Annotated in this window: 17 protein-coding genes; 11 read left to right on the top strand and 6 right to left on the bottom strand. The window is 41.2% G+C overall.

Annotated features, from left to right (window positions below; translation table 11 throughout):
• Positions 1-34: 34 nt before the first annotated feature.
• Positions 35-1915 carry a squalene--hopene cyclase gene (shc, locus tag V1500_RS12525; protein ID WP_409305841.1) on the top strand — a complete coding sequence of 627 codons (1881 nt, stop codon included), beginning with the start codon at positions 35-37 and terminating at the stop codon, positions 1913-1915.
• Positions 1916-1978: 63 nt separating this feature from the next.
• Here the strand turns inward: shc and hxlB are convergent, their stop codons facing one another.
• On the bottom strand, positions 1979-2536 hold the full coding sequence (gene hxlB, locus V1500_RS12520) for a 6-phospho-3-hexuloisomerase (protein WP_409305840.1): 558 nt from the start codon (positions 2534-2536) through the stop codon (positions 1979-1981).
• Positions 2537-2542: 6 nt separating this feature from the next.
• Complete coding sequence (gene hxlA, locus V1500_RS12515; protein WP_409305839.1) at positions 2543-3175, bottom strand: 3-hexulose-6-phosphate synthase; 633 nt, start codon at positions 3173-3175, stop codon at positions 2543-2545.
• A 248-nt stretch (positions 3176-3423) separates the two neighbouring features.
• Here hxlA and V1500_RS12510 point away from each other — a divergent pair, with 248 nt between their 5' ends.
• The 3 genes from V1500_RS12510 (at position 3424) to V1500_RS12500 (ending at position 5134) form a co-directional block, all read left to right on the top strand.
• On the top strand, positions 3424-3783 hold the full coding sequence (locus V1500_RS12510; protein ID WP_409305838.1) for a winged helix-turn-helix transcriptional regulator: 360 nt from the start codon (positions 3424-3426) through the stop codon (positions 3781-3783).
• A gap of 99 nt (positions 3784-3882) precedes the next feature.
• The gene (locus tag V1500_RS12505) at positions 3883-4350 is read left to right on the top strand and encodes a YbaK/EbsC family protein (RefSeq protein ID WP_409305837.1); all 468 of its coding nucleotides are present in this window, start codon (positions 3883-3885) and stop codon (positions 4348-4350) included.
• A 616-nt stretch (positions 4351-4966) separates the two neighbouring features.
• On the top strand, positions 4967-5134 hold the full coding sequence (locus V1500_RS12500; RefSeq protein WP_409305836.1) for a hypothetical protein: 168 nt from the start codon (positions 4967-4969) through the stop codon (positions 5132-5134).
• Positions 5135-5192: 58 nt separating this feature from the next.
• Here V1500_RS12500 and V1500_RS12495 read toward each other — a convergent pair whose 3' ends face one another.
• The 3 genes from V1500_RS12495 to V1500_RS12485 form a co-directional block, all read right to left on the bottom strand.
• Positions 5193-5492: a hypothetical protein gene (locus tag V1500_RS12495; RefSeq protein ID WP_409305835.1), complete on the bottom strand. Its 300-nt coding sequence runs from the start codon at positions 5490-5492 to the stop codon at positions 5193-5195.
• A gap of 16 nt (positions 5493-5508) precedes the next feature.
• A complete protein-coding gene (locus V1500_RS12490) occupies positions 5509-6093 on the bottom strand; it encodes a YitT family protein (protein WP_409305834.1) in 585 nt (194 codons plus the stop codon).
• 220 nt (positions 6094-6313) lie between these two features.
• A complete protein-coding gene (locus tag V1500_RS12485) occupies positions 6314-6706 on the bottom strand; it encodes a hypothetical protein (RefSeq protein WP_409305833.1) in 393 nt (130 codons plus the stop codon).
• Between the two features lie 235 nt (positions 6707-6941).
• On the opposite strand from V1500_RS12485, the gene V1500_RS12480 reads away from it, so the two are divergent.
• The 4 genes from V1500_RS12480 (at position 6942) to V1500_RS12465 (ending at position 9737) form a co-directional block, all read left to right on the top strand.
• Complete coding sequence (locus V1500_RS12480) at positions 6942-7166, top strand: YuzF family protein (RefSeq protein WP_409305832.1); 225 nt, start codon at positions 6942-6944, stop codon at positions 7164-7166.
• Positions 7167-7229: 63 nt separating this feature from the next.
• Entirely contained in the window at positions 7230-8120 is an 891-nt protein-coding gene (locus V1500_RS12475) for a manganese catalase family protein (protein ID WP_409305831.1), read from the top strand.
• Between the two features lie 170 nt (positions 8121-8290).
• Positions 8291-9115, top strand: a complete 825-nt coding sequence (gene speD / locus V1500_RS12470) for an adenosylmethionine decarboxylase (RefSeq protein WP_409305830.1) — start codon at positions 8291-8293, stop codon at positions 9113-9115.
• A 196-nt stretch (positions 9116-9311) separates the two neighbouring features.
• A complete protein-coding gene (locus V1500_RS12465) occupies positions 9312-9737 on the top strand; it encodes an OsmC family protein (RefSeq protein ID WP_409305829.1) in 426 nt (141 codons plus the stop codon).
• 38 nt (positions 9738-9775) lie between these two features.
• On the opposite strand, the gene V1500_RS12460 is transcribed toward V1500_RS12465, so the two are convergent.
• Entirely contained in the window at positions 9776-10399 is a 624-nt protein-coding gene (locus tag V1500_RS12460) for a nitroreductase family protein (protein WP_409305828.1), read from the bottom strand.
• A 213-nt stretch (positions 10400-10612) separates the two neighbouring features.
• Between V1500_RS12460 and V1500_RS12455 the strand changes: the two genes are divergently transcribed.
• The 3 genes from V1500_RS12455 (at position 10613) to V1500_RS12445 (ending at position 12701) form a co-directional block, all read left to right on the top strand.
• Positions 10613-10897 (top strand): hypothetical protein, encoded by a 285-nt coding sequence (locus V1500_RS12455; protein ID WP_409305827.1) that lies wholly within the window; start codon positions 10613-10615, stop codon positions 10895-10897.
• A 113-nt stretch (positions 10898-11010) separates the two neighbouring features.
• The gene (locus tag V1500_RS12450; protein ID WP_409305826.1) at positions 11011-11727 is read left to right on the top strand and encodes an SDR family oxidoreductase; all 717 of its coding nucleotides are present in this window, start codon (positions 11011-11013) and stop codon (positions 11725-11727) included.
• Between the two features lie 80 nt (positions 11728-11807).
• Positions 11808-12701 carry an aldo/keto reductase gene (locus V1500_RS12445; RefSeq protein ID WP_409305825.1) on the top strand — a complete coding sequence of 298 codons (894 nt, stop codon included), beginning with the start codon at positions 11808-11810 and terminating at the stop codon, positions 12699-12701.
• The last annotated feature ends 23 nt before the right edge of the window (positions 12702-12724 follow it).

Raw genomic sequence — 12724 nt, 5'->3', positions numbered from 1 at the left:
ATAAGTAATTATTTCTAAGGGAAGTGAATGCCCGATGCAGGCTGTACAAGAAGAGATCGCTCGCTTGATAAACATCCTCAAGAAGGACCAGCAGCCTGATGGCTCCTGGGATTATCCGTTTGAAACGGGAGTCATTACAGATGCATATACGATTATCCTCGTGAAAATACTGCAAATTGAGCGAGATGATTTAATCCGGTCTTTAGTTGACAGACTAGAGAGCAGACAGGAAGAAAACGGAGCTTGGAAGCTCTTTGCTGATGAAAAGGATGGAAATTTGTCTTTAACGATAGAGTCCTATTATGCACTGCTTTTTTCGGGATATCGCTCAAAAAAAGACCCCCACATGGAACGAGCCCGCCGGTTTATTCTTTCAAAGGGCGGCTTAAGTAAAGCCAGTATGTATACCAAATTTATGCTAGCTTTGACTGGCCAGTACCAATGGCCACCGTTTTTCCCAATCCCTATCGAGGTGGTGCTTCTTCCGCCATCTTCCTTAGTCAGCATATATGATTTGTCTGTATTCGGCAGGTCGAATCTCATTCCATTATTGTTGCTTGCAAATAAAAAATATATGGTAAAAAACCAACACACACCCAGTCTCCAAGACTTAAAGGCTAAAAGCCAAAGAATTGAAGAGGATTGGGAAGAATTAAGATCGGATAGATTGCAGAAATTAGTCCCAAAAATCCTACAAAATGTTAAGAATCTAATTGGCTTGCCTTCTTACTTACATTCATTCGCTATCGAAGCGATAAAAAGATATATGCTGGGAAGGATTGAGGCAGACGGGACCTTGTACAGCTACTTTAGTTCTACTTTTTATATGATTTTTGCATTGTTATCATTAGGCTATTCAAAAAAGGACCCAGTGATTGCAAAAGCAGTTGAAGGAATTATGGCAATGGAAACAAAAATTAAAGAAAAAAAGCATATTCAATATACCACCGCCAATGTCTGGAATACCGGATTAATAAGCTACACTCTCCAGGAAGCAGGGATACCCCTGGAAGATGAGACAGTCCACAAAGCTAATTCATATCTGCTGTCCCGTCAGCATTATAAGTTTGGGGATTGGATTTACCACAACCCGCACACAACGCCGGGAGGGTGGGGATTCTCTGATACAAATACTATAAATCCCGACGTTGATGATACCACGGCAGCTTTACGTGCTATCCACCGTTATATACCGTACGTTCCCCAGCTTCACGAGGTCTGGTCCAGAGGGTTAAATTACACTATTTCTATGCAAAATGATGATGGAGGATTTCCAGCATTTGAACGAAACATAGACAAGAGCATTCTACATTTGCTTCCCATTGAAGGGCCGCAATATATTCTTACTGATCCTTCGACGCCCGACCTGACAGGACGCACATTGGAGTTCCTTGGAAAATACGCAAATCTAAAACTGCCTGACAAAAAAATCAAAAGAGCAGTCAGGCAGCTTCTTGGTGAACAGAGAAAGGATGGATCGTGGTACGGCAGATGGGGAATTTGCTATATCTACGGTACATGGGCTGCATTGACAGGTTTACATGCAGCAGGGTTGGCAAGCGACCATCCATCCATTGTTAAAGCTGCAAGATGGTTGAAAAATATCCAAAAAGAGGATGGAGGTTGGGGGGAGTCCTGTTATAGCGATATAAACGAGAAATACATTCCGTTAAACAAAAGCACCTTGACACAAACTGCGTGGGCATTGGATGCACTGATTTCCATTTCTGATGAAACCTCTCCAATAATTGAAAAAGGAATTAAATACCTAATTGAAAATATAAAGGAAGACAGCTGGACAAATGATTACCCGATAGGCCAGGGTATGTCGTCTTTTTTCTATATCCATTATCATAGTTACCGGTACATTTTTCCTTTACTAAGCTTGAGTCATTATAAATCAAAGTTTATGTAAAATTACTTTTTGGCATTTCAATTACCAAAAAGCCGCAAATGACCATTTGCGGCTATAGCATATCTACTCAAGATTGGCATGTCTTCCAAACATGGTGTTATTATCCATCCCTTTTTTCTCCATGAAACGAAGAATTACAGAATCGAAGAACAACAAGAGAGTCTGTTCGAAAAGGGAAGCCATTGGCTGTATCGTGTGATAATTGCCTTCGGATTGGTCTTTAGGCGAACCCGGCAGTTTCACTGAAAAATCTGCCATTTTGCCTATGCTAGACTCCGGATTTATCGTAACTAGTGAAACCAATCCCCCGAGTTCTTTAGCTTTTGCGACCATGGGAGTTAGGCTTTTGGTTTCCCCTGAACCCGAAGCGATAATGAGCATGTCGCCCGATTCCAGGTTTGGAGTTACCGTTTCACCAATGACATATGAATCAATTCCCATATGCATCATCCTCATCGCAAATGACTTGGCCATTAGACCTGACCTTCCAGCACCTGCAACGAATACCTTCTTCGCTTCCAAAATGCCATTGACCATCCTTTCAGCCTCTTCATGAAGGATGAAAGGGACAGCACGACTCAGCTCCTCTAATATTTGTTCAAAGTATTCAGTCGTATGCATAGGTTATTAACCTTGTTTAATCATTTCTTGCATTTTGGCTGCTGCAGCTTTTTTATCATCCTGGCCCGTAATTCCTCCACCGACGATGACCAAGTCAGGTTCAGCTTTGATTACTTCAGATAGTGTTTCAAGCTTAATTCCACCAGCAATGGCTGTTTTTGCATTTTTTACAACACTTTTGATTGTACGAAGGTCTTCAAAAGAATTCTGGCCAACAGCCTGTAAATCATACCCGGTATGAACACAGATATAATCTACGCCAAACTCGTCAAGTTCCTTGGCACGCCCTTGAAGATCTTTGACAGCAATCATATCTACAAGGATTTTTTTGCCCTGTTTTTTCGCTTCGTCGACAGCACCTTTGATTGATTCATCTTCAGCAGCTCCAAGAATCGTGACGATGTCTGCACCAGCTTCAGAAGCTTTCATTACTTCGTAGCCTGCTGCATCCATAATTTTTAAGTCAGCAAGCACCTTAAGGTTAGGGAAAGCTTCCTTCACTTCTTTTACAGCACGTAATCCTTCATTGATGACAACGGGAGTACCAATTTCGACGATATCGATATGGTCCTCGACCTCTTTTACTAGCTCAATTGCTTCTGGAATGTTTACTAAGTCTAACGCTAATTGAAGTTCCATTTCCGAACCACTCCTCTAAAGTTAGTTTAGTATCACAATCAGGGAGAGCGCCGTTTTCCCGCCGCGCCATCTCCTTTATTATGTCCCTGTGACACTGTTTCTTGCAGCCGGTCTTTTATTACCTCTTATTGCTTGCATTGAAACATGGTTCAGTATACTATGTACAAATCACGAACAAAAGTACGCACTTTTTTTTTACATAGTGATAAAAAGTATACTGACTTTAAGACTAGCCTGAGGTGACGAAAATGAATCGAATACTAGAGAAAACTTTTAACTGCGAGAAAGAGTTAACACTTTCGGTGATAGGAGGAAAATGGAAAATGCTCATTTTATGGCATCTAGGAAAGGAAGGGACAAAGCGATTTGGGGAATTAAAGGCTCTCATGCCGGGCATCACTCAAAGAATGCTTGTGAATCAGCTCCGTGAGCTCGAAGACGACCTTATTGTTCACAGGGAAGTATATCCTGTAGTCCCTCCGAAGGTAGAATATTCGCTTACCAACCATGGCGAAAGCCTGATGCCGATTCTTGACGCGATGTATGAATGGGGCAAACATTACATAGAGATTTCATCTGACCAATCCACCGAAGTGGAGAGCAATTAACAGAATGGCGCTAAATAGCCATACTTGAAAAAAGTCTGAAAATACTTTACACTCTTTTTCCATAACTGATAAAATTTTTCATAAAACACGGGGTATATTATGTCTATACGAAAAGTCACGGAATATGTAAAATCATTCGATGAGACTCTGGAGCCTATTGAGTTTGTTGAGAAGACCAATACAGTGGAAGAAGCTGCAAAAGCCTTGGGAGTCCAAGGTGCTCAAATAGCCAAGTCCATTCTTTTTAAGTCGGGGGATTCATATGGTTTATTTGTAACAGCCGGAGACATCAGGATTAACCAGAAGAAAGTCAAACAGCTTCTCGGGTCCGGGAAGCCCAAATTGGCAAGTCCAGATGAGGTAGAGGAAATTACAGGATATCAAGTAGGAGGGGTATGTCCTTTTGCTTTAAATAAGGATGTTCCTATCTATCTTGATCAATCTATGAAAAGATTCGACATTGTTTTTACAGCAGCGGGCACATCACACTCCGCTTTACCAATTACCTTTGATAAATTACAGGAAATAACAAAAGGGCATGTAATAGACACACAAACCGTAGAATAAAAACTCAGGCAGAGACTTGTTTGAAGATAACTCTTATTCATGAACTGGGTGGCTTTGGGGAGAAGAACAAGTTCAGGTGTAGGTTATCGATCACCAAGGGTCTTGAAAAGGTGCTTGTTTGTAAGCGGCAGCAAAAAAGCAGGTGCTATAGATAAATATGATTTTGAGACAGGGTAAACCCCGTTTTCGTAGATTCATCAAGAAATGCAAAATCGCACTATTTTACCGAAAAGCAATAACTCATTTTGGAAAATTCGAGTACTTATCAAGAATGTTGGGAGACCTGAATAAAATGGCTTTCGGGAAGTAAGCGACAAGGATTGGATGCAGCCCTTCAAAAAAAATGTAATGAGTATGGCACAGCAAGCTGGGCTGGCCATACCTCTTATGGTCAAACAGCATCATGGCCCAACATAGCTTCTGAAGGTGGGAGGCAGGCCAGACACAGGCCGTGCTGAATACAGTGTATTCAAAGCTTGCAATGAATCATTATATCCATAGCTGTTCCTAATGAATGTTGATCCAAGTTGAATTCGAATGAATATAGTACCACCAGGAAAGATAAGCACTGCTTAATGGAAGTATCCAGGGATTCGCATAGGATTATCCAAGGAATTTGGAATGGATGAAGGTCAGGCTGTCCAAAACGCCCCGCCAGCTGCCGGCGGGGCGTTTTGGACAGCCGGAGGAAGTAGTCACTGTACAATTTTTAGCATCAGAGCATGCTTCTTTTATTACGGGTACAGCATTTATAGTCAACGGAAGATTCATCGGTGCTTTTTAAAAGGTAAAAATACATTTCCCAATCCAGCGTCTGTTAATGGGATATTTGTAACTGCTTATTAAAACCGTTGCCTTTTGTTTTTCCTTTTCAAAATCATTGCAGCTGTCAATATACCCGCAGTAATCAGCCAAGTAATATAAAAAAAGGGACGATGATAGGCTTGGGGGACTTTTCCCACAGCATTTGAGCCAAATGAATCTACATATAATACATAGATTAGCGGTATTGATCCAATGAGGAACAAAAGATAAAACTTAACCGTTTTCTGGGCAGAACGGTAGTTATATTGATAGTGGAGATAACGAAGGGAAACGAATAACAAAAATATAGACAGCAATGTTTTAAATGGAAGAAACACTTCTGAACCTCCTCTTCTATGTTGGTTGTTCGGCTGGCAATTCCATCAGTGATGTTATGATTCCTACGATGAGGATAGTGAAACACGAAAACAAAAAACTCTGTGCTCCCAAGGTAAAAGAGCCAGCACCAACGATAATCCCATCTATTATAAAAATTACTATCGCGATATTAATGGAAGTTGCATTTGAAATAAATTTGGCCAGTAGCTCGGTACCGCCTGTGCTTGTCTCATTCCGAAGCATCAACCCAATTCCAATTCCAATTAATGTACCACCCATCAGGACACTGAAGTAAATTGGTACATCAAAAGTCGACTGCAATGGAGAAAGGAAATCAATCATAAGTGACGAGCAGACAAGTCCAGGAACGCTGGTATAAACATATATCCGTTCGTACAGCCACGCGTAAATACCTAAAGGGACAGAGAGGATAAACATGCAAATACCCGTCTGATAATCAAAAAAATAGTGGAGAATCAGTGCAATGCCAATAATTCCACCATCAATCAGATGATATGGAACCAAAAACCCATTAATACCTATTGCCAGCAGAAAGCTTCCTACAATGATTGCCACCAATTTTTCAATTATGGTTATCACCTAATTTCCGGATTCAAAAGTGCTGAATACAAATTTTCCACCAACAAACAAGGAAATTCAGAACTTACTGATCTTACACTTCGCGTATAACACTATATGTTCAAACATAAGGAATGAGAATAAGACTGGATAAATTTATGGACTGCACATTTTTGGCCATCTGGTGTTTTTACCAAATGGCCGTAGCACAACTTATCCATCACATCAAAGATATTTACATTTAGATATAGTACGGGTAGCCATAGTACGGATAGCCATAATAAGGGTAAGGGTAGTATGGATAGCCATAATAAGGATAACCATAGCCATAATAAGGATATGCCAACGCGCTGCCTAGCAGTAACCCGCCTAATAATCCACCAAAGAACGGGTACCCGAAGCCAAATCCAAACGGTCTCCCAAATCCGAAACCAAATGGCCTTCCGAAACCAAATCCAAATGGTCTGCCAAACCCAAATGGCCTGCCAAATCCGAAACCAAATGGTCTGCCAAACCCGAACGGTCGCCCAAAACCGAAGCCTCCAAATCCAAACCTTCCTATTCTCCGTACGTCGTTACTGGAAAAATCATCTGCAGGATATATTTCAGGCAATGTCTGCATTTCTGTACCCATCGTGGATATACCTCCATTTTATTTATAATTCCCTTTATGTTATGCAATCCACCCAATCACCTCTTGGGTACTTGCCCCATGCAAAAAAAGAATTAAACAATTCATCCATGCGCCAAGTTATGGGAAAAGCAGCAGTGGAATAGACTTGATTAAGATAGTTCTGTTTTATAACTGCTTTCAAAAAAAGATAATGAGTAATGAAATTTTTCTGAATATGGTAAAAGGAGTGAAATAAGTGGCGGATATTGAATGGAAATTGGATGACCCATACGTCTATCAGACATTATCGGGCATAGTAGGTGCGCAAGTGGCAGTACAAACAACGAAATTCTCCGTCAGGGGTACACTTAAGCTTGTGATGCCGGACCATATTGTGGTTCATATGGGTGGAAATGACTTTTATATCAGGACAAAGGAAATTATTTGGGTAGTGCCAAACCCCTCGTTAATAATGGAATAAGGCAAATATCCCTGGCATAAGCATTGAAGTAGGATTGAAGCTCATGTTTGGAGGGATCATATTATGATGAAACGGATTAATAGAATTCAGGTAGAGCTGCCCCGGCCAGAACATGGCGATCCCAATGCAGCGTCAGCAGTACAGGACTTAATGGGTGGGAAATTCGGTGAAATGTCTACCTTGAATAATTATATGTTTCAATCGTTTAATTTCCGCAGCAAGAAGAAATATAAACCGTTTTATGATTTGATTGCTAGCATTACGGCTGAAGAATTCAGCCATGTAGAGCTGGTAGCGAACACCATAAATCTTTTGAATTATGGAGTTACGTACCCCGCGGACCCGGACCAGGCACCATTGCAACAGGGAAAGGATGCCCGCTATTCGCTTTATTATACCTTGCAAGCCCAAACAGCATATCCAGGTGATTCGATGGGAAGGCCGTGGAACGGTGAATATGTAACAAATACAGGAGTTCTGATTGCGGATTTGCTTCATAATTATTTATTGGAAATAGGCGCTCGTACGCACAAAATGCGCATATACGAAATGACTGATAACCCAACAGCAAGACAATTGTGCGGATTTTTACTGGTGCGGGGCGGAACTCACATCATTGCCTATGCCAAGGCCCTTGAAGTAGCAACCGGGGTGGAGGTCAGCAAAATGCTTCCGGTGCCTGATTTGGATAATTACAAGTTTGATGCTGCAAAGCCGTTTATGGATCAAGGGCTTTATAACGTTTTATATACTTGGGGAGAACCGGAGTATAGGGATATAAGCATGATTTGGAAAGGCCAGAATCCAGAAACTGGAGACCCTCTCCATGTAATAGATGGGGTCCCTGAAGGGGCTCCCGTACCTGATTTTGAGGAAAAGCCGGAACAATTTGCCCCCGGTATCGACCGTGATGATTATGAAAGAATCCTGAAAAGGTTAATGAGCAATTTGTAATACTAATGAAGTGATTTAGAAACTAATTATTAACAGGCTTCCAAATTCGAAGCCTGTTTTTTTATTTGTCAAAATGGGTATCATAACAATATTTAGCGCACGATTATCAACACAATTGGCAAATACACTTTGTATAAACAAAAACAGCATGATGAATAAGGGGAATGAATATGAAACTTACACCGGAGCAGCGGATAGAATTACATGGCTTTAATAATCTCACAAAATCTTTAAGCTTTAATATGTATGATATCTGTTATACAAGAACAAAAGAAGAACGCGAGGCATACTTAGAGTACATTGATGAACAATATAATGCAGATCGACTTACGAAAATTTTAAAGCATGTGGCAGACATTATCGGTGCACATGTGCTAAATGTCGCAAAACAGGATTATGTACCACAGGGTGCAAGTGTGACCGTCCTTGTTTCCGAAGGACCGGTGGTTGAAGTTCCTACAGAATCTTATGAAGAATCTCCAGGGCCTCTGCCTGACAATGTTGTCTTACAGTTGGATAAAAGCCATATCACCGTACACACTTATCCGGAATTCCATCCGGATGAAGGAATCAGCACTTTCCGCGCAGATATCGATGTGTCAACATGCGGGGAAATTTCTCCATTAAAAGCATTGAATTATTTAATACACTCCTTTGACACAGATATCATGACGATGGATTATCGCGTCAGAGGCTTTACGAGAGATATTAGCGGCCATAAATTATTTATCGACCATGATATAAGTTCCATTCAGAATTATATTCCGGATACAATCAAAGAACAGTATGACATGATTGATGTTAACGTTTATCAAGAGAATATCTTCCATACAAAATGCAAGCTGAAGGATTTTGATTTAAATAATTATTTATTTGGTTACACGAAAGAAAAATTGCATTCTGATGAGGTGCAGGAAATAACCGAAAAATTAACACTTGAAATGGATGAAATTTTTTATGGCAAAAATATAAGACAGGCTTTTTTTCAGGAATAAATGAGTCTATATACTAAACAAAAAAAGCAGCAAACAAAAGCTGCTTTTTGCATGAACACAGCTAAAAGCCTTGTCTCACTCGTTCATTTTTTGTTTGTTGTTCAAGCAGAAGATGGACCGAGAGCAATTTATCGTACAAATGATCAAATAACGATTATAATAAATGAGCGAATAAATTTAGAAAGGATTGAATAGTATGGAAACTAAAATAACATGGAATGGGGATTTTGCATTTTCTAGCGAAACACCCTCCGGTCATTTGCTGAAAATGGATGCAGCTGAGGAGATAGGAGGACAAAACAGCGGAGCAAGGCCAACAGAGCTACTTTTAAACGCAGTGGCGGGCTGTACTGCCATTGATATTGTAATGATTCTGGGAAAAATGAGACTTCAGCCAATGGCATTTGAAATTGAGGTACAAGGCAAAAGAGCAGAAGAGCATCCAAAAAGATTCACAGATATTACTATTCATTATATTATGGAGGGTGATCTTCCGGAAGACAAAGTGGTTCGCGCCATTCGATTGTCCAAAGATACATATTGCTCGGTTTCCAAATCATTGAATTCCAATCTTATTTATACATACTCAATTAATGGTGTAGCAGGTGAACAGGTTGTATAAGTCGACAAGAAGGGAGATTTGACATCTCCCTTTTTTTATTAATGAAATGTTGCAATTTTATCTAAATCAAAACGATGGTGAGGGTAGCCCTCTGCTGCTGCCAGACCAATTGGCACCATGGCAGCAAACCTGATGTGGTTTGGCAAACCCAATATTTCTTTGACCTTTTCCTGATCGAACCCTAGCATTGGAACACTTGCAAATCCTGCACCCTGTATGGCCAAAAGAAGAAAACCGAGCGCAATATTGGTCTGAGTCAAGCCCCATTGGCCACGTTCCTCAACTGACATATTATTAAAGAATCCAGATAAATTAGCCACTTCTTCTTCTTTACGCTCGGGAGGAAGACCGGGATGTACTGTAGCCATTAGATTCGCACTTATATTTTCCATATCACTGGCAACCATAATCACAGCAGCTGCTGATGTAACCTGCTGTTGGCCATATGCCGCCTCTTGAAGACGCATTTTTAAATCCGTATCTGTAACAACATGGAATTGCCATGGCTGAAGGTTCCAGGCACTTGGACTTAACCGGACCAGGTCCAATATTTCCCTCAGTGTTTCCTGTGGAATAGGACTATCTGAAAATTTCCTGATACTATGCCTCGATTCTATTGCGTCTTTTACAGTGGAATAGCACGTTTCTTCGTATGTGGTCATGATAGCCCCCTTGATTACACATTTTAGATCCAAGCGCATGAAAGACACGCGTTAGAATCTAAATATTATCTTTCCCTTACGTACCAGGCAAACACATGGTAACAAATCGAAAAAAGCAGAAATCCAGCCATGTTTTGAAAGCTCCCACAACTTCAATATATTCTACGGCGGTTTGGACATAATGAAAATATATGCCATCAAGGGGGAAAGATCATGGAAAATGCATTCAATAATCCAACTGAATCAATAACAAATAAAGTCGAGGCTATTTGGGCAGCAACTTGTGGATCATGGCAGAGCAGCAATATCGGCAATCTGGAAAGCTTTCTAAAAGAATGTACCAGTAATGGGATTGACCCGCAGTTCTGCATGAGCTGGCTTGAGCAGCATGGAGATTCTATTCAGAGCTGGAACTCGATTCGTTATACGGTACAAGAATGCGTCAACCGTCTCACATCCACAGGAAGTCCTTTTCCGGAGGAAGGCAGCAACAGTTAGCTTAAGCTGCCAAGCAATTTAGTGTGATTAACATTCCGGGTTTAGTAGAATAAGTCTGATATCAAGGTTCTGAAAAAGGACTGAGTATAGTACAGGGTTAGGAGGATATTTACATGTCTTTAAAAGAGAAACGTGTAGTTATAGTAGGAGGAACATCTGGGATTGGCCTAGCAGCAGCAAAGGCTTTTCTTGATGAATCAGCAGAAGTAATCATCTCAAGCCGAACAGCGTCTAAGTTAGAAGATGCAAAAAGGTCACTTGGAAACCAAGTGCAGACATACGAATTGGATTTCCGCAGTGAACAAAACACTAGGGATTTCTTCAAATCAATCGAAAAATTCGACCACCTGGTTGTCACAGCAGGCGAAGGAGCTATGGGACATTTTGGCGACCTTCCTGTTACCAGTGTAAAAGAAGCCTTTGACAGCAAATTCTGGGGTCAATACATAACAGTTCTTTCGGCACTTCCTTATTTGGAGAAGTCCGGCTCCGTGACTTTGACTTCTGGGGTGTATGGCATTAGGCCTCCTAAAGGAGCCTCGACTCTGGCATCGATAAATTCCGCTATTGATGGGTTAGTACGCGGCCTTGCATTGGACCTGGCACCAATTAGAGTAAATGTTGTGTCTCCTGGAATAGTAGATACACCTATTTATGCTGGCATGCCTGAACAACAGCGAGAAGAAATGTTTGCGGGTATTGGCCAGCAACTCCCTGTTGGAAGGATTGCTAAACCGGAAGACATTGCACAAACTTATGTTTACTTGGCGAAAAACGGCTTTACTACAGGGACATCGGTACTGGTCGATGGAGGAGCACATTTGATTTAATATAATGTTTAGAAAGCACTACTTTCCAGGTAGTGCTTTCTTCACTATTAAGCAGGTCAGTTAGGAAAGGGACGATAAAAATGGGCGTTTCTAATGAACGTGAAGAAATAAAAGCAAGGGTTCAACAAATTCAGGTTTCATTACCCGATGGTACAGCCGTTCCTGCACTGGGCCAAGGGACATGGTATATGGGAGAAAATCCCCAAGCAAAAGAGCAGGAGATACGAGCTTTGCAGCTTGGCATAGATTTAGGGATGACATTGATTGATACAGCAGAAATGTATGCAGAAGGAGGTGCAGAGCAAGTAACAGGCGACGCAATTCCCAGCCGGAGGCAGGACTTGTTCCTGGTCTCTAAGGTTTATCCCCATAATGCGGGTATCAGAAAGATCTCGGAATCATGCGAGAATAGCTTAAGGCGGATGGGTACTGAATACCTGGACCTGTATCTATTACATTGGCGTGGTAATGTTCCGTTGTCCGAGACAATTGAAGGAATGGAAAAGTTAAAAAAGGAAGGGAAAATTTTAAGGTGGGGAGTTTCCAATTTCGATACCGAGGACATGCAGGAATTGTGGGGAACTGATGGGGGACAAAATTGTGCGGTTAATCAGGTATTGTACCATATTGGTTCAAGGGGAATAGAGTATGATTTATTACCCTGGCATAAGCAACATAAGGTGCCAGTAATGGCGTATAGCCCACTTGGCCATGGCGGAGAATTGAGATCAAAGCTAATGAGCAATCCAGTTATGACTCAAATCGCTGAAAAATATGCGGTGAAACCTTTACAAATAGCTCTTGCATGGACAATACGTACCGATAATGTTATCGCAATCCCTAAGGCTGTTCAGGAAAACCATGTTTTTCAGAATGCACAGGCAGCCGCCATAAAACTTAAAAGAGAGGATCTGGAGGAACTGGATAGGGCATTCCCGCCACCCACGCATAAAGTTCCCTTGGATATAATTTAGTCTGGATATTGCAAAGCAAAACA

It is taken from the genome of Peribacillus sedimenti (genome assembly GCF_046237635.1).
GTDB classification, from domain to species: Bacteria; Bacillota; Bacilli; order Bacillales; family DSM-1321; genus Peribacillus; species Peribacillus sedimenti.
The sequence above is the reverse complement of the archived record's forward strand: the minus strand, read 5'-3'. Positions and strand labels throughout refer to the sequence as shown.